This is a genomic window from Streptomyces toyocaensis (assembly GCF_000725125.1).
In the GTDB taxonomy this organism is placed as follows: Bacteria; Actinomycetota; Actinomycetes; order Streptomycetales; family Streptomycetaceae; genus Streptomyces; species Streptomyces toyocaensis.
In genome coordinates this window covers 77,460-97,245 of record NZ_JFCB01000017.1, presented here as the reverse complement: position 1 = coordinate 97,245, position 19,786 = coordinate 77,460, and the positions used below count along the sequence as shown (strand labels likewise).

Annotated in this window: 22 protein-coding genes; 6 read left to right on the top strand and 16 right to left on the bottom strand. The window is 70.0% G+C overall.

The features are described 5' to 3' along the window. Nucleotides 1-88 precede the first annotated feature (88 nt). Genes BU52_RS19290 through BU52_RS19280 form a run of 3 tightly spaced genes read left to right on the top strand, consistent with a single transcriptional unit; the run spans nt 89 to nt 2,220 of the window. Complete coding sequence (locus BU52_RS19290) at nt 89-871, top strand: ABC transporter ATP-binding protein (protein ID WP_037935980.1); 783 nt, start codon at nt 89-91, stop codon at nt 869-871. A 13-nt stretch (nt 872-884) separates the two neighbouring features. Then, nucleotides 885-1,634 carry an ABC transporter permease gene (locus BU52_RS19285; RefSeq protein ID WP_037935979.1) on the top strand — a complete coding sequence of 250 codons (750 nt, stop codon included), beginning with the start codon at nt 885-887 and terminating at the stop codon, nt 1,632-1,634. Nucleotides 1,635-1,647: 13 nt separating this feature from the next. Next, nucleotides 1,648-2,220, top strand: a complete 573-nt coding sequence (locus BU52_RS19280; protein ID WP_037935977.1) for a cob(I)yrinic acid a,c-diamide adenosyltransferase — start codon at nt 1,648-1,650, stop codon at nt 2,218-2,220. 3 nt (nt 2,221-2,223) lie between these two features. Here the strand turns inward: BU52_RS19280 and BU52_RS19275 are convergent, their stop codons facing one another. Both BU52_RS19275 and BU52_RS19270 read right to left on the bottom strand, forming a co-directional pair. After that, complete coding sequence (locus BU52_RS19275; RefSeq protein WP_037935976.1) at nt 2,224-2,406, bottom strand: DUF5708 family protein; 183 nt, start codon at nt 2,404-2,406, stop codon at nt 2,224-2,226. Beyond that, complete coding sequence (locus BU52_RS19270; RefSeq protein WP_037935974.1) at nt 2,403-2,984, bottom strand: hypothetical protein; 582 nt, start codon at nt 2,982-2,984, stop codon at nt 2,403-2,405. The genes BU52_RS19275 and BU52_RS19270 overlap by 4 nt, the downstream gene beginning before the upstream one ends. A 153-nt stretch (nt 2,985-3,137) precedes the next feature. On the opposite strand from BU52_RS19270, the gene BU52_RS19265 reads away from it, so the two are divergent. The 3 genes from BU52_RS19265 (at nt 3,138) to BU52_RS19255 (ending at nt 6,933) form a co-directional block, all read left to right on the top strand. Continuing rightward, nucleotides 3,138-4,328 carry a sensor histidine kinase gene (locus BU52_RS19265; protein ID WP_037935972.1) on the top strand — a complete coding sequence of 397 codons (1,191 nt, stop codon included), beginning with the start codon at nt 3,138-3,140 and terminating at the stop codon, nt 4,326-4,328. Beyond that, nucleotides 4,328-4,969, top strand: coding sequence for a response regulator (locus BU52_RS19260; protein WP_037935970.1), 642 nt, complete (start codon nt 4,328-4,330; stop codon nt 4,967-4,969). The genes BU52_RS19265 and BU52_RS19260 overlap by 1 nt, the downstream gene beginning before the upstream one ends. 137 nt (nt 4,970-5,106) lie before the next feature. Further along, the gene (locus tag BU52_RS19255) at nt 5,107-6,933 is read left to right on the top strand and encodes a glycoside hydrolase family 18 chitinase (RefSeq protein ID WP_037935969.1); all 1,827 of its coding nucleotides are present in this window, start codon (nt 5,107-5,109) and stop codon (nt 6,931-6,933) included. A 13-nt stretch (nt 6,934-6,946) separates the two neighbouring features. On the opposite strand, the gene BU52_RS19250 is transcribed toward BU52_RS19255, so the two are convergent. The 14 genes from BU52_RS19250 to BU52_RS19185 all read right to left on the bottom strand — a co-directional run bounded on the left by BU52_RS19250 (nt 6,947) and on the right by BU52_RS19185 (nt 19,747). After that, nucleotides 6,947-7,396, bottom strand: a complete 450-nt coding sequence (locus tag BU52_RS19250) for a DUF2550 domain-containing protein (RefSeq protein WP_037935967.1) — start codon at nt 7,394-7,396, stop codon at nt 6,947-6,949. A gap of 128 nt (nt 7,397-7,524) precedes the next feature. Next, complete coding sequence (locus BU52_RS19245) at nt 7,525-7,902, bottom strand: F0F1 ATP synthase subunit epsilon (protein WP_037935965.1); 378 nt, start codon at nt 7,900-7,902, stop codon at nt 7,525-7,527. Nucleotides 7,903-8,010: 108 nt separating this feature from the next. Further along, the gene (gene atpD / locus BU52_RS19240) at nt 8,011-9,447 is read right to left on the bottom strand and encodes a F0F1 ATP synthase subunit beta (protein WP_037935963.1); all 1,437 of its coding nucleotides are present in this window, start codon (nt 9,445-9,447) and stop codon (nt 8,011-8,013) included. Continuing rightward, complete coding sequence (locus tag BU52_RS19235; RefSeq protein WP_037935961.1) at nt 9,447-10,364, bottom strand: F0F1 ATP synthase subunit gamma; 918 nt, start codon at nt 10,362-10,364, stop codon at nt 9,447-9,449. The genes atpD and BU52_RS19235 overlap by 1 nt, the downstream gene beginning before the upstream one ends. Before the next feature lie 21 nt (nt 10,365-10,385). Then, the gene (atpA, locus tag BU52_RS19230; RefSeq protein WP_037935959.1) at nt 10,386-11,975 is read right to left on the bottom strand and encodes a F0F1 ATP synthase subunit alpha; all 1,590 of its coding nucleotides are present in this window, start codon (nt 11,973-11,975) and stop codon (nt 10,386-10,388) included. Nucleotides 11,976-12,100: 125 nt separating this feature from the next. After that, complete coding sequence (locus tag BU52_RS19225; protein WP_037935958.1) at nt 12,101-12,916, bottom strand: F0F1 ATP synthase subunit delta; 816 nt, start codon at nt 12,914-12,916, stop codon at nt 12,101-12,103. Continuing rightward, nucleotides 12,913-13,464, bottom strand: a complete 552-nt coding sequence (locus tag BU52_RS19220; protein WP_037935956.1) for a F0F1 ATP synthase subunit B — start codon at nt 13,462-13,464, stop codon at nt 12,913-12,915. Before BU52_RS19220 ends, BU52_RS19225 begins: the two co-directional genes overlap by 4 nt. A gap of 41 nt (nt 13,465-13,505) precedes the next feature. Then, a complete protein-coding gene (atpE, locus tag BU52_RS19215; RefSeq protein WP_037935955.1) occupies nt 13,506-13,727 on the bottom strand; it encodes an ATP synthase F0 subunit C in 222 nt (73 codons plus the stop codon). Between the two features lie 72 nt (nt 13,728-13,799). Beyond that, nucleotides 13,800-14,639 carry a F0F1 ATP synthase subunit A gene (gene atpB / locus BU52_RS19210; RefSeq protein WP_051858389.1) on the bottom strand — a complete coding sequence of 280 codons (840 nt, stop codon included), beginning with the start codon at nt 14,637-14,639 and terminating at the stop codon, nt 13,800-13,802. 210 nt (nt 14,640-14,849) lie between these two features. Then, entirely contained in the window at nt 14,850-15,287 is a 438-nt protein-coding gene (locus BU52_RS19205; RefSeq protein ID WP_037935951.1) for a hypothetical protein, read from the bottom strand. 311 nt (nt 15,288-15,598) lie between these two features. Further along, nucleotides 15,599-16,930, bottom strand: a complete 1,332-nt coding sequence (locus tag BU52_RS19200; RefSeq protein WP_037935950.1) for an MraY family glycosyltransferase — start codon at nt 16,928-16,930, stop codon at nt 15,599-15,601. A gap of 138 nt (nt 16,931-17,068) precedes the next feature. Continuing rightward, on the bottom strand, nt 17,069-18,307 hold the full coding sequence (locus BU52_RS19195) for a serine hydroxymethyltransferase (protein ID WP_037935948.1): 1,239 nt from the start codon (nt 18,305-18,307) through the stop codon (nt 17,069-17,071). Between the two features lie 118 nt (nt 18,308-18,425). Beyond that, nucleotides 18,426-19,103: an arsenate reductase/protein-tyrosine-phosphatase family protein gene (locus tag BU52_RS19190; protein WP_037935947.1), complete on the bottom strand. Its 678-nt coding sequence runs from the start codon at nt 19,101-19,103 to the stop codon at nt 18,426-18,428. Next, complete coding sequence (locus BU52_RS19185) at nt 19,100-19,747, bottom strand: L-threonylcarbamoyladenylate synthase (RefSeq protein ID WP_037935945.1); 648 nt, start codon at nt 19,745-19,747, stop codon at nt 19,100-19,102. Before BU52_RS19185 ends, BU52_RS19190 begins: the two co-directional genes overlap by 4 nt. Nucleotides 19,748-19,786 lie beyond the last annotated feature (39 nt).

The following is a 19,786-nucleotide window of genomic DNA, read 5'->3' as shown; positions in this document are numbered from 1 at the left end:
CCCTCATCGTAGGCGGGCCGGTGCTCGTTGGGCTCGGCGCAATTTTGGAGGCATTGAAAAATTTCAGTGACTCTGTTTTTCTGGGGGCATGGCAATCATCAGTACGGCCGGACTGGCCCGTACCTTCCAGACGAAGCGCGGCCCGGTGGACGCGGTGCGCGGCATCGACCTCACGGTCCGCGAAGGGGAGATCCTCGGCTTCCTCGGCCCCAACGGCGCCGGCAAGACCACCACCCTGCGGATGCTGACCACCCTGCTCGCACCGACCGGCGGCGCGGCCACCGTCGCCGGCCACGACCTGGCCACCGAGCCGGACGGAGTACGCCGGGCCTGCGGCTACGTGGCGCAGTCCGGCGGCGTCGACCCGCAGATCACCGTGCGGGAGGAACTGGTCACCCAGGGACGGCTCTACCGGCTCACCAGGACCCGGGCCGCCGAGCGCGCCGAGGAGCTGGCCGACGACCTGGGCCTGACGGAACTGCTCGACCGCAAGTGCGCCGCGCTCTCCGGCGGCCAGCGGCGCCGCCTGGACATCGCCATGGCGCTCACCCACCGCCCCGCCGTGCTGTTCCTGGACGAGCCGACGACCGGTCTCGATCCCGGCAGCCGCGCCGACCTCTGGCGCCTCGTGCGGCGGCTGCGCGACGGGCACGGCACCACCGTGTTCCTGACCACCCACTACCTCGACGAGGCGGACGCGCTCGCGGACCGGCTGGTCGTCGTCGACGGGGGCGTGGTCGTCGCCGAGGGCACACCGAGCGCCCTGAAACTGCGGTACGGCGGCTCGACCGACGCCTCGCTCCAGGACACCTTCCTCGCCATCACCGGGCGCAGCGCCTCCCCGGCCGACGCCGCCCCCGTAGCCGTATAGGACACCGACACCCATGCTGCTCCACGACACCGCGCTCATCTACGGGCGTTATCTGCGCCAGTCCCTGCGGTCCCGCTTCGCCCTGCTGTTCGGCGTGCTGATGCCACTGCTGTACCTGTTGTTCTTCGGTCCGCTACTGACCGATCTGCCGCTCGGCGGGCAGGCCAGCTCCTGGCAGGTGCTGGTCCCGGGGCTGCTCCTGCAACTCGGCCTGTTCGGCGCCTCGTTCGCAGGCTTCACGATCATCCTCGAGAAGGGGCAGGGGGTACTCGAGCGGATGCGGGTCACGCCCGTCAGCCGCCTCGCCCTGCTGCTGGGCCGGGTCCTGCGGGACGCCACCGTGTTCGTCTTCCAGGCGGTGCTGCTGGTCCTGGCCGCGCTGGTGATGGGGTTGCGGGCGCCCCTCGCCGGCGTGCTGATCGGCTTCGCCTTCGTCGCCCTGCTGACCGTGTCCCTGGCCGCGCTGTCCTACGCCCTGGCCATGAAGATCGACACCCCGCACGGATTCGGGCCGGTGGTCAACGCGCTGACCATGCCGTCCATGCTGCTGTCGGGTCTCATGCTCCCCATGACCCTCGGGCCCGCCTGGCTCGACGTGCTGTCGCACCTGATGCCGTTCCGTTATCTGGTGGACGCGGTGCGGGACGCGTACGCCGGCGCCTACGCGACGGCCCACATGCTGTACGGCACGCTGGTGGCCGTCGCCTTCGCACTGCTCGCCGTGACAGTGGGCACACGCGTGTTCCGAACGGCCGGAGCGTAACTAGGCTGACCCCATGGTCAACCTGACGCGCATCTACACGAGGACCGGCGACAAGGGCACCACCGCTCTCGGTGACATGTCCCGGGTCGCCAAGACCGATCTGCGGATCTCCGCCTACGCCGACGCCAACGAGGCGAACGCGGTGATCGGCACCGCGATCGCGCTGGGCGGTCTCCACGAGGAGGTCGTCCAGGTCCTCACCCGCGTGCAGAACGACCTGTTCGACGTGGGCGCGGACCTGTCGACGCCGGTGGTGGAGAACCCGGAGTACCCGCCGCTGCGGGTCGAGCAGTTCTACATCGACCGGCTGGAGGCGGACTGCGACCGCTTCAACGAGGAGTTGGAGAAGCTCCGCTCCTTCATCCTGCCCGGCGGTACGGCCGGTGCGGCCCTCCTCCATCAGGCCTGCACGGTCGTACGCCGGGCCGAGCGCTCCACCTGGGCCGCCATGGAGGCGCACGGCGAGACCATGAACCCCCTCACCGCCACCTACCTCAACCGCCTCTCCGACCTCCTGTTCATCCTGGCCCGCATCGCGAACAAGGAGACCGGCGACGTGCTGTGGGTGCCCGGCGGGGAGCGCTGAGCGCTACCGGCGCGCGGCCCGGTACAGGCCCAGCAGGATCTCGGCGCCGCCGACGCACATCAGCACCACGCCGGCCTTGGCGGGGGTGACCACCGGCAGGTCGGCTCCCCCGGCGAACCGCCACAGGAACAGGCCCACCACCAGCGTGACCGTGCCCGCGAGCAGGTTCCGCCACGCCCCCGTCATCGGCTGGCCCGCTCCCGGCCGGCGGCGCCGGCGCCCCGCGCCCCCGCCGGGGCCCTCTTCGGCCAGATCCAGTAGGCCAGCGCCACCAGTCCGTGGATGCCGGCCACCCGCCAGGCCGTGAAGCGCCAGTCCTCCAGCGACGAGACGCGGCTCGCGTCGCCGACGTACTGGATGGCGAGCTGGAGCAGCACGGTCGCCACGACGGCGGCCGTCAGCGTGCCCAGCCAGACCCTGGTCTCGTGCCGTGCCCGGGCCATGCCGTACCGCGGCGGGCCGGGCGGCCGGGGCGCGCCGCCCAGCCGGTGGGCGGCGTGGCCGTCGAGCCACTTCACGGTGCGATGGCCGTGGCCCACCGTGTAGCCGATGTACAGCGCGGCCAGCCCGTGGGTCCAGTTCGGCTCCGCGCCGTTCTTCAGGTCCAGCGCGGTGGCGACCAGCAGGACGACCTCGAGCAGCGGCTCGCACAGCAGCAGGACCAGTCCGGTGCGCGGCATCCTCAGCGGATAGCGGCAGGCCAGTCCGGCGGCCAGCAGCACCCAGAAGCCGATCTCGCAGGCGGCGATCAAGGCGACGATCACGGTTCGCTCCTCTCGGTCACCCTTCCAGGCTCCCGTCCGGACCGGCCGGAGGCGTCGTCGCCGCCGATGAACCCGCGGTACATCGAAAGATGCAGTCCTGGACCGTCCGTGGGGATCAGGCGCCCGGGTGCGCGCACCGTGTTGGATGGTGCCATGGCCGTACGACCGCCCCGCCCTCCCCGCTTCGACGTCCTCGTCGCCCTCGCCGGACTCGTCGGCGGGCTGCTGCTGTGGGCCTTCGGTCTGGGCGTGCGGAAGGCCGACGACCCGCTGGTGCTCCTCGACGGCCGCGGGCCGCTCCTGGTGCCGCTGGCCGTGATCGCCGGCTGCGAACTGCTGCGCCGCACCGCACCGCGCACCGCCCTGCTGACCGGCACGCTGGCCCTGGCGGCGGACACGGTGACGCAGGGCAGCATCGCCACGATCGTGATGTACACCGACCTGATGTACGCGGCCGTCCTGTACGGGACACCCGCCACCGCCCGGCTGCTGCCGCGGATCACCGGACTGCTCACCATCGCGGCGACCCTGGTGCCCTACGCGGTGTGGCGGGTGCCGGAGGCCCTGCTCATCGGCCTGGTCATCGGTGCCGTGACGTTCACGCCGGCGTCGACCGGCCTCATCGTGCGCAACCACCGCGACGCGGCCGAGGCCGCCCGGCTGCGGGCCGAACAGACCGCCCTTCTCGCGGAGATGGACCGTGTCCAGGCGGTGACCGCGGAACGGGCCCGCATGGCAAGGGAGTTGCACGACATGGTCGCCAACCACCTCTCCGCGATCGCCATCCACTCCACGGCCGCCCTCAGTCTCGACAGCCCCGCGACGTCCCGGGAGGCGCTCACCGTGATCCGGGAGAACAGCGTCCAGGGACTGTCCGAGATGCGACGGCTCATCGGCATCCTGCGCGACGGCGCCGACGACCGCGAACCGGCGGCGACCCCCACGCTCGACGGCCTCGGCGCCCTGGTCGAGGGGGCCCGCGCCAACGGTCTCGACGTCGCCCTGGACGCCGAGTACGGCGCCGTCCCCGCGCCGGTCGAACTGGCCGCGTACAGGATGGTCCAGGAGTCGCTGACGAACGCGCTCAAGCATGCCGCGCCTGGCAGGGTCATCGTGTGGCTGCGCCGGCCGGACGACGCCCTGGTCCTGAAGGTGACCAGCCCGTTCGGCGACCGGGACACCCCGCGCGCACCGGGGTCGGGGGCCGGTCTCGTCGGGATGCGGGAGCGGGCCGCCCTGCTGGACGGCACGTTCGAGGCCGGGCCGGAGAGCGGCCCGGAGGGCAAGCTGTGGGTGGTGCGCGCCACCCTCCCGGTCACCGACATCGTGCAAGGAGACACCTGATGATCCGCGTCCTGGTCGCCGAGGACCAGTCCGCCGTCCGCGCGGGCCTGGTCCTGATCCTGGGCAGCGCGCCCGACATCGAGGTCGTGGGCGAGGCCGCGGACGGCGAACGGGCGGTGGCGCTCGCCCGTGAACTCCGGCCCGACCTGGTGCTGATGGACGTACAGATGCCCCGTCTTGACGGGGTGTCGGCGACCCGGCAGGTGGTCGGGGAAGGTCTCGCCGACGTGCTGGTACTGACCACGTTCGACCTCGACGAGTACGTGTTCGGGGCGCTGCGGGCCGGTGCCGCCGGGTTCCTGCTGAAGAACACGGAGGCGAGGGACCTCATCACGGCGGTGCGCACGGTGGCGGGCGGCGAGGGCATCGTCGCCCCGGCCGTCACACGGCGGCTGATCGCCGAGTTCGCCGCGAGGCCCGCGCGGCCGGCGGCGGGTGACCCGGCGGCGCTGGGCTCCCTGACGCGGCGTGAGCGCGAGGTCCTGTCGTGCCTCGGCGAGGGGCTGTCCAACGCCGACATCGCGAAGCGGCTCGACATGGCCGAGGCCACGGTGAAGACGCACGTCAGCCGCCTGTTGGGGAAGCTGGAGCTGCGCAGCCGGGTGCAAGCGGCCGTGCTGGCTCAGGAGTTCGGGATCTAGCCGGACGGCTCGGGGACATCGAGGCCAACTGGTCCAGACCTATTGACCCGTGGTCCAGACCTTTCTATTCTCGCGGCACTGCGGATGTGATGGCTCAGTCACGTCCACAACGGCTTCTCCCCATAAGGAGGCGCAGCATGCGCTTCAGACACAAAGCCGCGGCGGGATTCGCCACCCTGCTGCTCCCCGTCGCCGGCCTCGTCGGCCTCGCGAGCCCCGCTCAGGCCGCCACCTCGGCGACCGCCACCTACGCCAAGACGCAGGACTGGGGCTCCGGTTTCGAGGGCAAGTGGACGGTGAAGAACACCGGCACCACGACGATCAGCTCCTGGACCGTCGAGTGGGACTTCCCCTCCGGCACGAAGGCCACCTCGGCCTGGGACGCCACGGTCACCAACTCCGGTGACCACTGGACCGCCAAGAACCTCAGCTGGAACGGCACCCTCGCCCCCGGGGCGTCGGTCAGCTTCGGCTTCAACGGCAGCGGCTCCGGCTCCCCCACCGGCTGCAAGCTCAACGGCGGCAGCTGCGACGGCGGCACGGAGGTCCCCGGTGACGCGGCCCCGTCCGCCCCCGGCACCCCGACCGCCTCGGACATCACCGACACCTCGGTGAAACTGTCCTGGCCGGCGGCCACCGACGACAAGGGCGTCAAGAACTACGACGTCCTGCGCGACGGCACCAAGGTCGCCACCGTGACCGGTACCTCCCACACGGACACCGGCCTCAGCAAGGGCACCGACTACTCCTACACCGTGCAGGCCCGTGACACCGCCGACCAGACCGGCCCGGTCAGCGGCGCGGTGAAGGTCCGCACCACCGGCCAGACCGAGGAACCGCCGCCCACCGGCGACAAGGTCAAGCTCGGCTACTTCACCGAGTGGGGCGTCTACGGCCGCAACTACCACGTCAAGAACCTGGTGACGTCCGGTTCGGCCGCCAAGATCACCCACATCAACTACGCGTTCGGCAACGTCAAGAACGGCCAGTGCGTGCTCGACGACGCCTACGCCGCCACCGACAAGGCCTACACCGCCGACCAGTCCGTCAGCGGTACCGCCGACGCCTGGGACCAGCCGCTGCGCGGCAACTTCAACCAGCTGCGCCAGCTCAAGGCGAAGTACCCGCACATCAAGGTGCTGTACTCGTTCGGCGGCTGGACCTACTCCGGCGGCTTCGGCCAGGCCGCTCAGAACCCGGCCGCGTTCGCCAAGTCGTGCAAGGCCGTGGTGGAGGACCCGCGCTGGGCCGACGTCTTCGACGGCATCGACATCGACTGGGAGTACCCGAACGCCTGCGGTCTGACCTGTGACACCAGCGGCCCGGCGGCCTTCAGGAACCTCTCGCAGGCCCTGCGCACCGAGTTCGGCAAGGACTACCTGATCACCGCGGCCATCACCGCGGACGGCTCGGACGGCGGCAAGATCGACGCGGCCGACTACGGCGGCGCCGCCCAGTACCTCGACTGGTACAACGTGATGACGTACGACTACTTCGGCGCCTGGGACAAGGCCGGACCCACCAACCCCCACTCGCCGCTGACCTCGTACACCGGCATCCCGAAGGAGGGCTTCACCTCGGCCGCCGCGATCTCCAAGCTGCGGGCGAAGGGCGTCCCGGCGAGCAAGCTGCTGCTCGGCATCGGCTTCTACGGCCGCGGCTGGACCGGCGTCACCCAGTCCGCCCCCGGCGGCACGGCCACCGGCCCGGCGCCCGGCACCTACGAGGCGGGCATCGAGGACTACAAGATCCTCAAGAACTCCTGCCCCGCCACCGGCACCATCGCGGGCACGGCGTACGCCCACTGCGGCACCAACTGGTGGTCCTACGACACCCCGGCCACCATCAACTCCAAGATGGCCTGGGCCAAGAGCCAGGGCCTCGGCGGCGCCTTCTTCTGGGAGTTCAGCGGTGACACCGCGAACGGAGAACTGGTGACCGCCATCGACGGCGGCCTGAAGTAACTACCAGGCACCACTAAGCGACATTGACGCGCTGACCGGGCGGGGCTGCTTCGAGCCACGCGAGAAAACCGGTCAGCGCGTCTTCGCTCATGGCGAGTTCCAGGCGCGCGCCCCGGTGCAGACAGGCGAGGATCACCGAGTCGGACAGCAGCGCCAGCTCCTCCTCGCCCTCGGGGACGCGACGGCCGGCCACCTCGATCGCGGAGCGCTCCAGAACACGGCGCGGGCGGGGAGCGTAGGAGAACACCCGGAACCACTCGACCCGGTCGCCGTTGTACCGCGCCACCCCGTACGCCCAGCCCTTGCCGCCGGAGTCACCGGAGGCCTCGGGCGCGTCCCAGCGCAGGCTGCAGTCGAACGTTCCGCCGGACCGCTGGATGAGGCGGCGGCGCAGGCCGAAGACGAAGAGGCCCACCACCACGAGGGCCACGACGATTCCGCACACAGTCAGAGCGAGGACCATCGGCACCGACCTCCTCGTCTCCTAGGTAACGGAACGGAAAAATCATCCAGATCTGCCTCAGCCGCGACCGGCTCCGGATCGCTCCGGTGCCGGCCGCGGCTGAGTGACGTCATCTCACCGTGCTGGGATCAGCGCCCCGCCGTCGCCGCCCGCAGACGGACATCCGCGCGGCGCTCGGCCTCGGTGTCGTCCTCCGCCTTCGCGCGGGCGAGCTCCTGCTCGGCGCTCTGGACGTCGATCTCGTCCGACAGCTCGGCGATCTCGGCCAGCAGCGACAGCTTGTCGTCCGCGAACGAGATGAAACCGCCGTGCACCGCGGCGACGACCGTCCCGCCCTCGCGCGTACGGATGGTCACCGGGCCCGACTCCAGCACACCGAGCAGCGGCTGGTGACCGGGCATGACGCCGATGTCGCCGGACGTGGTGCGCGCGACGACCAGGGTGGCCTCGCCGGACCAGACCTCTCGGTCGGCCGCGACCAGCGCGACGTGCAGCTCAGCAGCCAAGGTGGCTCCTCGGGTCACCACCCGGCGGTTGTGCCGGGTGTTGGTTACAAGTCTAAGGGGCGTGGACGAGGGGGCGGGACGCGCCCGCCCCCTCGACGAGCATCAGGCTCAGGAGACGCCCAGCTCCTTCGCGTTCTTCTTCAGGTCCTCGATGCCACCGCACATGAAGAACGCCTGCTCCGGGAAGTGGTCGTACTCACCGTCGCAGATCGCGTTGAACGCGGCGATCGACTCGTCCAGCGGCACGTCCGAACCGTCCACGCCGGTGAACTGCTTGGCGGCGTGGGTGTTCTGGGACAGGAAGCGCTCCACGCGACGGGCACGGTGGACGACGAGCTTGTCCTCCTCGCCGAGCTCGTCGATACCGAGGATCGCGATGATGTCCTGCAGGTCCTTGTACTTCTGCAGGATGTTCTTCACGCGCATGGCCGCGTTGTAGTGGTCCTGCGCGATGTAGCGCGGGTCCAGGATCCGGGACGTCGAGTCCAGCGGGTCCACGGCCGGGTAGATGCCCTTCTCCGAGATCGGACGGGAGAGCACCGTCGTCGCGTCGAGGTGGGCGAAGGTGGTGGCCGGCGCCGGGTCGGTCAGGTCGTCCGCGGGGACGTAGATCGCCTGCATCGAGGTGATCGAGTGACCGCGGGTCGAGGTGATCCGCTCCTGGAGCTGACCCATCTCGTCCGCCAGGTTCGGCTGGTAACCCACCGCGGACGGCATGCGGCCGAGCAGCGTGGAGACCTCGGAACCGGCCTGGGTGAAGCGGAAGATGTTGTCGATGAAGAACAGCACGTCCTGCTTCTGGACGTCGCGGAAGTACTCCGCCATCGTCAGACCGGCCAGGGCGACGCGCAGACGGGTGCCCGGGGGCTCGTCCATCTGCCCGAAGACCAGCGCGGTCTTGTCGAGGACGCCGGACTCCTCCATCTCCGCGATGAGGTCGTTGCCCTCACGGGTGCGCTCGCCGACGCCCGCGAAGACGGAGACGCCCTCGTGGAGGTTGGCGACACGCATGATCATTTCCTGGATCAGCACGGTCTTGCCGACGCCGGCGCCACCGAACAGACCGATCTTGCCGCCCTTGACGTACGGGGTCAGCAGGTCGACGACCTTCAGGCCGGTCTCGAACATCTCGGTCTTCGACTCGAGCTGGTCGAACGCCGGGGCCTGGCGGTGGATGGACCAGCGCTCGCCGTCGTAGGACTCGTCGACGTTCAGCACCTCGCCGAGGGTGTTGAACACCTTGCCCTTGGTGAAGTCGCCGACCGGGACGGTGATGCCCGCGCCCGTGTCGGTCACCGCGGCCTGGCGGACCAGGCCGTCGGTGGGCTGCATGGAGATGGCGCGGACCAGGCCGTCACCCAGGTGCTGGGCGACCTCCAGGGTCAGCGTCTTCTTCTCGCCCGCGTTCGCCGGGTCGGCGACCTGGACGTGCAGCGCGTTGTAGATCTCCGGCATCGCGTCGACGGGGAACTCCACGTCGACGACCGGGCCGATGACCCGGGCGACGCGGCCCGTGGCCGTCGCGGTCTCAACAGTGGTGGTCATTAGCGGTCACTCCCCGCGGTCGCGTCGGCCAGGGCGCTCGCGCCACCGACGATCTCGCTGATTTCCTGGGTGATTTCGGCCTGGCGGGCCTGGTTGGCAAGCCGGGTGAGCGTCTCGATCAGCTCACCGGCGTTGTCCGTGGCCGACTTCATCGCGCGCCGCGTGGCGGCGTGCTTCGATGCGGCGGACTGGAGCAGCGCGTTGTAGACACGGCTCTCGACGTACCGCGGCAGCAGGGCGTCGAGGACGTCCTCCGCCGACGGCTCGAAGTCGTAGAGCGGGAGGATCTCGCCCTTCGGCGACGCCTCCCGCGCGACCTCGTCGAGGCTCAGCGGCAGCAGACGGTCGGCGAGCGCCGTCTGCGTCATCATCGAGACGAACTCGGTGTAGACGATGTGGAGCTCGTCCACGCCGCCCTCGCCCGTCTCGTTCTGGATGGCCTCGATCAGCGGAGCCGCGACCTTCTTGGCGTCCGCGTACGTCGGCTCGTCGGTGAAGCCCGTGAACATCTCCGCGACCTTGCGCTCGCGGAAGTTGTAGTGGGCGACACCGCGCCGGCCGACGATGTACGTGTCGACCTGCTTGCCCTCGCGCTCCAGGCGCTCGGTCAGTTGCTCCGCCGCCTTGATGGCGTTGGAGTTGAAGGCGCCGGCCAGACCGCGGTCGCTCGTGAGGAGCAGGACAGCGGTGCGGGTCGGGTTCTCCGCCTCCGTGGTGAGCGGGTGCTTGGTGTTCGACCCGGTTCCGACCGCCGAGACCGCGCGGGTGAGCTCCCGCGCGTACGGCGTGGAGGCCGCCACCTTGCGCTGCGCCTTGACGACGCGCGAGGCGGCGATCATCTCCATCGCCTTGGTGATCTTCTTGGTCGCGGTGACGGATCGGATGCGACGCTTGTAGACCCGGAGCTGGGCTCCCATGAGTCAGGTCCCTTCCTTACGTCACTTGGCGGCGGACGGGGCGTCCTCGCCGAGCAGCTTGCCGTCGCTGGTCTCGAACTGCTTCTTGAACTCCGCCACGGCGTCGGCGATCGCCTGGATCGTGTCGTCGGACATCTTGGCGCCCTCGCGGATGGAGGTCATGAGGCCCTGCTCCTTGCGGTGCAGGTACTCGAGCAGCTCCTTCTCGAAGCGGCGGATGTCGGCGACCGGCACCTCGTCCATGCGGCCCGTGGTGCCGGACCAGATGGAGACGACCTGGTCCTCGGTGGCCATCGGCTCGTACTGGTTCTGCTTCAGCAGCTCGACCATGCGCTGACCGCGCTCCAGCTGCGCCTTCGACGCGGCGTCCAGGTCGGAACCGAAGGCGGCGAACGCCTCCAGCTCACGGAACTGGGCGAGGTCCACGCGCAGACGGCCGGAGACCTGTCGCATCGCCTTGTGCTGCGCGGAACCACCGACTCGGGAGACGGAGATACCGACGTTCAGCGCGGGGCGCTGACCGGCGTTGAACAGGTCCGACTCCAGGAAGCACTGGCCGTCGGTGATGGAGATGACGTTGGTCGGGATGAACGCCGAGACGTCGTTGGCCTTGGTCTCGACGATCGGCAGACCGGTCATCGAGCCGGCGCCCATCTCGTCGGAGAGCTTGGCGCAGCGCTCCAGCAGACGGGAGTGCAGGTAGAAGACGTCGCCCGGGTAGGCCTCACGGCCCGGCGGGCGGCGCAGCAGCAGCGACACGGCGCGGTAGGCGTCGGCCTGCTTCGACAGGTCGTCGAAGACGATCAGGACGTGCTTGCCCTGGTACATCCACTGCTGGCCGATGGCCGAGCCGGTGTACGGCGCCAGGTACTTGAAGCCGGCCGGGTCGGACGCCGGGGCGGCGACGATGGTCGTGTACTCCAGCGCGCCGTTCTCCTCCAGCGCGCGGCGGACCGACGCGATGGTGGAGCCCTTCTGGCCGATGGCGACGTAGATGCAGCGGACCTGCTTCTTCGGGTCGCCGGAGCGCCAGTTGTCGCGCTGGTTGATGATCGTGTCGACGGCCAGGGCGGTCTTGCCGGTCTGGCGGTCGCCGATGATCAGCTGGCGCTGACCACGGCCGATCGGGGTCATGGCGTCGACGGCCTTGTAACCCGTCTCCATCGGCTCGTGCACCGACTTGCGCTGCATGACCGTGGGGGCCTGCAGTTCGAGGGCGCGGCGGCCCTCGGTCTCGATCTCGCCGAGGCCGTCGATCGGGTTGCCGAGCGGGTCGACCACACGGCCGAGGTAGCCCTCGCCCACGGCGACGGACAGGACCTCGCCGGTGCGGGTGACCGGCTGGCCCTCTTCGATGCCGCTGAACTCACCGAGGACGATGGCACCGATCTCGCGCTCCTCCAGGTTGAGGGCGAGGCCGAGGGTGCCGTCCTCGAACTTCAGCAGCTCGTTGGCCATGGCCGAGGGAAGACCTTCGACCTTCGCGATGCCGTCGCCGGCAAGGGTGACCGTACCGACCTCCTCGCGCGAGGCCGCGTCCGGCTTGTACGACTGGACAAAGTTCTCCAGCGCGTCCCGGATCTCCTCCGGCCGGATCGTGAGCTCCGCCATCTGAGTTCCCTGCTCTCCTTGTTGGGCCCGAAGTTTCACTTGGGGGGTCTGGGGGCGACCCCCAGGAATCCTCTGCACGGCCCAACCAGGGCCGTAAGTACGTACTGCCTATTCAGAATGTGCTGCTAGCCCGCCAGCCGGCGGCTCGCGTCCTCGAGCCGGTCCGCCAGGGAGCCGTTGATGACCTCGTCACCGACCCGCACCCGGATCCCGCCGACGACCGCGGGGTCGACGTCGAGGTTGAGGTGCATCCGGCGGCCGTAGAGCTTCGCGAGGACGTCGCCCAGGCGCTGCTTCTGCTGGTCGCTCAGCGGCACCGCGGAGGTGACGACGGCCACCATGCGGTCCCGGCGCTCGGCGGCGAGCTTGGACAGGGACTCCAGTCCCGACTCCAGGCTACGTCCCCGCGGCGCGGTCACAAGACGCGTCACCAGACGCTCGGTGGCCGCGTTCGCCCTGCCCCCGAGCAGGCTGCGCAGCAGCTCACCCTTGGAGGAGGCGGGAGCGCTCCGGTTGGTCAGCGCGGCACGCAGCTCGGTGCTCGAGGAGACGATCCGGGCGAACCGGAACACCTCGTCCTCGACGTCGTCGAGCGCGCCCGCCCTTTGGGCGGCGGTGAGGTCGGCGACGTCCGCCAGCTCCTCCAGCGCGTCCACCAGGTCGCGGGACTGCGACCACCGGGAGCGCACCATGCCGGACACCAGGTCCGCGGCGGGGCCGCTGACCTGCGAGCCGAGCAGGCGCCGGGCCAGGTCGGCCTTAGCCTCACCGGCCTGCGCCGGGTCGGTGAGGACCCGACGCAGCGACACCTCGCGGTCGAGCAGCGCGGTGACGGCGGCCAGCTCACCGGCGAGCGAGCCGGCGTCCACGGACGTGGAGTCCGTCAGCGCGTCGAGACGCTCACGTGCGGCTGCCAGGGCCTCGCGGCTCGCTCCGTTCATCGTGCGGCCTCGGCCTTCTGGTCGAGCTCGTCGAGGAAGCGGTCGATCACGCGGCTCTGCCGGGCGTGGTCCTCGAGGGACTCGCCGACGAGCTTGCCGGCCAGGTCGGTGGCGAGCTTGCCGACGTCCTGGCGCAGCGCGGACGCGGCGGCCTTGCGGTCGGCCTCGATCTGCGCGTGACCGGCGGCGACGATCTCCTCGCGCTGCCGCTGGCCCTCGGCCCGCATCTCGGCGATGAGCGCGGCACCCTGCTCCTGCGCCTCCTGGCGCAGACGCGCGGCCTCGTGCCGGGCCTCGGCGAGCTGGGCCTTGTACTGCTCCAGGACGCTCTGGGCCTCGGTCTGCGCGGCCTCGGCCTTCTCGATACCGCCTTCGATGGCCTCGCGACGCTCTTCCAGGACCTTGTTGATGGTCGGGAGGAGCTTCTTGGCGAGGAACCCGAAGACGATGACGAAAGCGATGAGGCCGATGACAACTTCCGGCCACGGCGGAATGAGGGGATTCTCCTTCTCACCCTCAGCCGCCAGGAAAACCAGGGCGGAGTTCACATCAGTGCCTTTCGTCGAAAGGGTCGGTCGTCGGGCTCGTCTTAGTAGACGAACGGCATGACGAGACCGATCAGGGCGAGCGCCTCACAGAAGGCGAAGCCCAGGATCTGGTTGGCGCGGATCAGGCCGGCCGCCTCGGGCTGACGGGCGAGAGCCTGGGTGCCGTTACCGAAGATGATGCCGATACCGACGCCGGGGCCGATGGCCGCGAGACCGTAACCGACGGAACCGAGGTCACCGGTGACAGCAGCAAGGGTAGACATGCCAGTTCTTCCTTCTCTTTACGGACCGGTGGGGGTTGGCCACCGGACGATTGCGGGAGCGGGGCTGGGGGCTCAGTGGTGTTCGGCGAGCGCGCCCTGGATGTAGCTGCAGGTCAGAAGCACGAACACGTACGCCTGGACCGCCTGGATGAAGAGCTCGAAGGCGGTCATGATGATGACCATCACGAACGAGACGCCGGAGTAGGCGATGCCGATGCCGTTCAGCATGTACCAGGCGGCGATCGTGAAGAGCAGCAGCAGCGTGTGGCCGGCGAACATGTTCGCGAAGAGCCGGACGGCGTGCGTGAACGGGCGGACCAGCAGGTTCGAGAAGAACTCGATGGTCATCGAGAGGGGCAGCACCGGGCCGAGCGTCTTGTCGTAGCCCGTCACGTTCTTGAAGAAGCCGACGAACCCGTGCCTCTTGAACGTCAGGGCGACCCAGGTGATGTAGACGATGAGCGCCAGGACCATCGGGTAGGCGATGATCGACGTCACCGGGAACTGCGCCACCGGGATGATCGACCAGAGGTTCATCATCCAGATGAAGAAGAAGAGGGCGACGGCGAGCGGAACGTACTTCTCGCCCTCCTTCTTGCCGATCGTCTCGTAGACGATGCCGCGGCGGACGAAGTCGTAACCGGCCTCGGCGATCATCTGGAGCTTGCCGGGGACGATCTTCGGCCTGGCGAAAGCGGCCCAGAAGAAGCCCACCACGACGATCGAACCGAGCAGCGCGAGCAGCATCGGCTTGTTGAAGTACATGCCGTTGCCGTCTGCGTTGCCCCAGAGCGGCTCGAAGAGGAACGAGTGCAGGCCCGGAGCCGGGAAGCCACATCCGTCGAAGAGGTGGCAGTCGGTCTCGAAGGCGAGCACCTGCGTCGGGTCAGCACTCACCGCGGGCTCCTTCATCGTGGCGCATAGGTACGGCAACCTCGTGGTGTCGGCGCGGCGCTCGGCCGCGGTTCGGCACGGGACTGGTGTTACGGATGTGGGGGCGGCTGGGGGGCATCTCGCCTCGCGATTGAACAGGCGTCAGCTCGGATGCCCGCGCCCGCGATGCCGCAGTTGGCACCGGACGATAGCAGGAGTTCCCAAGCCTCTTTATCCCGGGCCTACCCCTCACGACGAATGCCCCGAGTTTCCGGGCCTGTTGCCCGTCGTCGACTCGGGCTCGACGTAGAGGATCTTGGATTTCATGTGGGCGCGCGTCTGTGCGGCGATCCACACGAGCGTGGTGCCGACGAGCGTGAGAGCGAAGGCCTTGGGGTGGAACAACGTCGTGTCCCGGAACACGGCGACAAAGACGAACAGCAACAGGATCTGCGCCGCGTACAGCATCAGCCCCATGGCCTGGAACAGGTGCGGAAGCGATTTGGCGGTGCGCTGCAGTACATAGAGACCGATCCCCATGAAGAGGATCACCACCACGGTCGCGACGAGCGCCCCGATCGCGCCCTTGCCACCGGCGACCAGCGCGCTGACGACGGCGGCGACACCGCCGGCGGCAGCCGTGGGCACGGCGGCCTGGGCCAGGATCCGGACGTCATTGGACGGCATGGCGGCAACTCCGCTTTTCACAGGGGGCAGGGTGTCGTCATGGACGAGCGTAGACCCCCGGGCCGAGTGTCGATTCCTCGCACCAATGGACCGTCGCACTGCGGTCCTTCGGCTCTATCCGGGGTTCTCGTGAACGGTATCACAAACTATTTGATGCAGTCTTTACCTGCCCGATGTGCCCACCGTCACACATGAGAGTGATTCCGCGCGTCTGAGCGAGAACCAAGCCGATATGTCTGGTATGAGACCCTTCGCACCCCCAACACCGTCCCATCGGGGCCCCACGACTTGGCAATGCTCTAGTCGGATTCTTACCTTGACCGTGACCGGTCGGCCAGGCGTGCGCGGGAGCCGACGGCGGTCGCTCCGTTGACGCCGGAGACGCCCGCGGCCACCGGGGTGCGCTCCACCGGTGCGTCCCCGGAGGACTCGCCCGTCTCCGCGGCCGACGCGTCACGGACGGCGGCCGAGGCCCGGCGGCGGCGGTACCGCGGGGGCACCACGGCCTCCGCCCAGCGCGGGGTGCGCGGGGTGAAGCGGGGCAGCAGGAGCAGGACGAGGCCGATCGTCGAGAGGATCACCACACTCAGCACGATCCACATCGACGCCGAGTTCACGGAGTAGGTGAGCGCGCCGAAGGCGATCAGCGCCGACCAGAAATACATGATCAGCACCGCCCTGCTGTGGGAGTGGCCGATCTCCAGCAGCCGGTGGTGCAGATGGCCCCGGTCCGCCGCGAACGGCGACTGGCCGCGCCAGGTGCGCCGCACGATGGCCAGGATCAGGTCGGCGGCCGGCACGGCGATGATGGTCAGCGGCAGCAGCAGCGGGATGTAGACGGGCACCGTCTGGTGCACCGCCTCCTTCTCCGAACCGGCGAACAGCTTCAACGCGTCCGGGTCGACCTGCCCGGTGACGGAGATCGCGCCGGCGGCGAGCACCAGGCCGATGAGCATGGAGCCGGAGTCGCCCATGAAGATCCGCGCGGGGTGCATGTTGTGCGGCAGGAAGCCCAGGCACATGCCCATCAGGATCGCCGAGAACAGCGTCGCCGGAGCGGCCGCCTCGATGCCGTACGAGTACCAGATGCGGTAGGCGTACAGGAAGAACGCCGCCGCCGCGATGCACACCATGCCGGCCGCGAGACCGTCCAGGCCGTCCACGAAGTTGACCGCGTTGATGGTGATCACGACCAGCGCCACCGTGAGCAGCGTGCCCTGCCACTGGGTGAGCGCGACCGAGCCGACGCCCGGGATGGGCAGCCACAGGATCGTCAGACCCTGCATGACCATCACACCGGCGGCGATCATCTGGCCGCCCAGCTTGATCAGGGCGTCGATCTCGAACTTGTCGTCCAGCACACCGATCAGCCAGATCAGCGCCGCCCCGGAGAGCAGCGCCCGCGGCTCGTTGGACTTCTCGAAGAGCTGGTTGAGGTTGGTGAGGTGATCGGCGACCAGCAGTCCCGCGCACAGCCCGAAGAACATCGCGATACCGCCGAGCCGCGGAGTGGGTTCCCGGTGCACGTCACGCGCCCGGATCTCCGGCATCGCCCCGGCCACGATCGCGAACTTCCGTACCGGCCCTGTCAGCAGGTACGTCACCGCGGCCGTGATGCAGAGCGTCAGCAGGTATTCACGCACGGGCTTCCCCACAGGTCTCGCTGGCCATCACAGCCCCACACCCTAGCGAGGCGCGCATACGAGTGGGGACTTCCGGGTAGCGACGATGGTTGCACGCGTGGCTGTGCGTCGTGTGCGCCCACCCCGGCCGGGGCCGTGTCAGCGCGGGTACGGCGGGAACGCCGCCACCAGTTCCCGCACGTCCTCGCGGGCCCGCGCGGCCTCCGTACCGCCGCGCAGCACGCTCGCGAGGAGCCCTCCGACGTACGTCATCTCCCGGGAACCCATGCCCTGCGTCGTCACCGCCGCCGTGCCCAGCCGCAGCCCGCGGCCGTCGCCGTGCGGAAGCGCACAGCAGTCGAGGACGATGCCCGCCGCCGCCAGCCGGCCCCGCGCGGTGCGCCCGTCGACCCCGAGCGGGGCCGTGTCGGCGGTGATCAGATGGGTGTCCGTGCCGCCGGTGGTGACGAGCAGCCCTTCCGCGGCCAGCGCGGCGGCCAGCGCCCGGGCGTTGGCGACCACCTGGTGTGCGTACGCGGCGAAGGCCGGGGTCGCCGCTTCCCCGAACGCGACCGCCTTGGCGGCGACGGTGTGCATCTGGGCACCGCCCTGCGTGAAAGGGAACACGGCCCGGTCGACGCGCTCGGCCAGCTCGCCGCCGCAGAGGATCATCCCGCCGCGCGGACCCCGCAGCACCTTGTGCGTCGTCGCGCACACGATGTCCGCGTACGGCACGGGACTGGGCGCCACTCCCCCGGCGACCAGCCCCATGGGGTGCGCTGCGTCCGCGATGAGATGGGCACCGGCCTCGTCGGCGACCTCGCGGAAGAAGGCGTAGTCGATGTGGCGGGGATAGGAGATGGAACCGCACACGATCGCCTTGGGGCGGCGCGTGCGGGCGAGGGTGCGGACCTGCTCGTGGTCGATCAGGCCGCTCTCCGCGTCCACGCCGTAGCCGACGAAGTCGAACCAGCGGCCGGAGAAGTTGGCGGGCGAGCCGTGGGTGAGGTGACCGCCGTGGGGCAGCCCGAGGGCGAGGACGGTGTCCCCGGGACGCAGCAGGGCGGCGTACGCGGCGAGCACGGCCGAGGAGCCGGAGTGCGCCTGGACGTTGGCGTGTTCCGCGCCGAACAGCGCCTTCGCCCGCTCCACGGCGAGACGCTCGGCGGCGTCGGCGAACTCGCAGCCGCCGTGGTGCCGGTTGCCCGGGTAGCCCTCGGCGTACTTGTTGGCGAGCGGTGAGCCGAGGGCGGCCAGCACGGCCGGCGACGTGAAGTTCTCCGCGGCGATGAGCTGCAGCGTGGTCGACTGCCGCTCCCGCTCCCCGAGCAGCACGTCGGCGAGCTCGGGATCCTGCCGCCGCAGGACATCGGCCTCGAGGGCATGGCTGACCGTCATGATCCGCTCCCGGACGTCGACGTCGACACTGACGTACGCCCAATGTAGGCCGGACCGCCCGGCGACGCCCGCGTTGCTGCGCCCCCCGGGGCCGGGCACAGCGGCCCCGGCAGCCCGCCTACGCCCGCGTGGGAACCCCGGTCAGCGCGGTCACCACGGGATCCAGCGCCTGGTGTATCTCGTCCCCGATGGACCGGAAGAACGTCAGCGGCGCCCCGTACGGGTCGTACACCTCGTCCGCCTCGGCCGTGGGCGCCAGCAGCCACCCGCGCAGCGCCGCGGCGGCGCGCACCAGCGCCCGGGCACGCATCACCAGCCCCTCGTCCAGCGGCGGCAGCGTCGCCGGGTCGATGGCGTCGACCAGCCGGGTGAACTCCTTCAGCGTGAAGGTCCGCAAGCCGGCCGAATGCCCCATGGAGATGACCTGCGCCCGGTGGTCGCGCGTGGCCGTCAGCACCAGGTCCGCCCGGATCACGTGCTCGTCCAGCAGCTCCCGCCCCACGAACCCGGACGCGTCCGCGCCGAACTCCGCCAGCACGGTCTCCGCGTGCGCCTCCATCGCCGCGCCCTCGTGCCCCCACGTGCCCGCGCTCTCCACGATGAGACCGCCGCCGAGGACGCCCAGCCGCTGGCTCACGAAATGCCGGGTCAGCCGCTCGGTGATGGGCGAGCGGCACACGTTTCCGGTACTGACGTGGAGGATGCGGAAGGTGTCGCGCGGAAACCCGAAGGTCGTCGTGATCTCCGCGCTGGATTCCCCGTTGCCTATGCCACGCCCCGCCTCAGGGGCCGTCAATTCGCCACCTCGAGGTCGGGTACCACCTTGCGCAGCTCGTCCGGCGGGATCGCGCCCTCGCGCAGCAGCACCGGCACGGCCCCCGTGACGTCGACGATGGAGGAGGGCACGTTGCCCGGGGTGGGCCCGCCGTCCAGGTACACGGAGACGGAGTCGCCGAGCATCTGCTGCGCGGCGTCGCAGTCCTCGGGTGCCGGGTGACCGGTCAGGTTGGCCGAGGACACGGCCATCGGGCCGACCTCGGTGAGCAGCTCGATCGCGACCGGGTGCAGCGGCATCCGCACGGCCACCGTGCCGCGGGTGTCCCCGAGGTCCCACTGGAGGGACGGCTGGTGCCTGGCGACCAGCGTCAGCGCGCCGGGCCAGAAGGCGTCGACCAGTTCCCAGGCCTTCTCGGAGAAGTCCGTGACCAGGCCGTGCAGGGTGTTCGGGGAGCCGATGAGGACGGGCGTGGGCATGTTGCGGCCCCGGCCCTTGGCCTGGAGCAGGTCGGCGACGGCCTCCGAGGTGAACGCGTCGGCGCCGATGCCGTACACCGTGTCCGTCGGCAGCACCACGAGCTCGCCCCGGCGGACGGCGGACGCGGCCTCGCGCAGACCGGTCGCGCGGTCGGTCGCGTCGTTGGTGTCGTATCGCCGAGCCATGTGGCGGGCCTCCTCGTACACGTGCTGCTGGGGGGATGA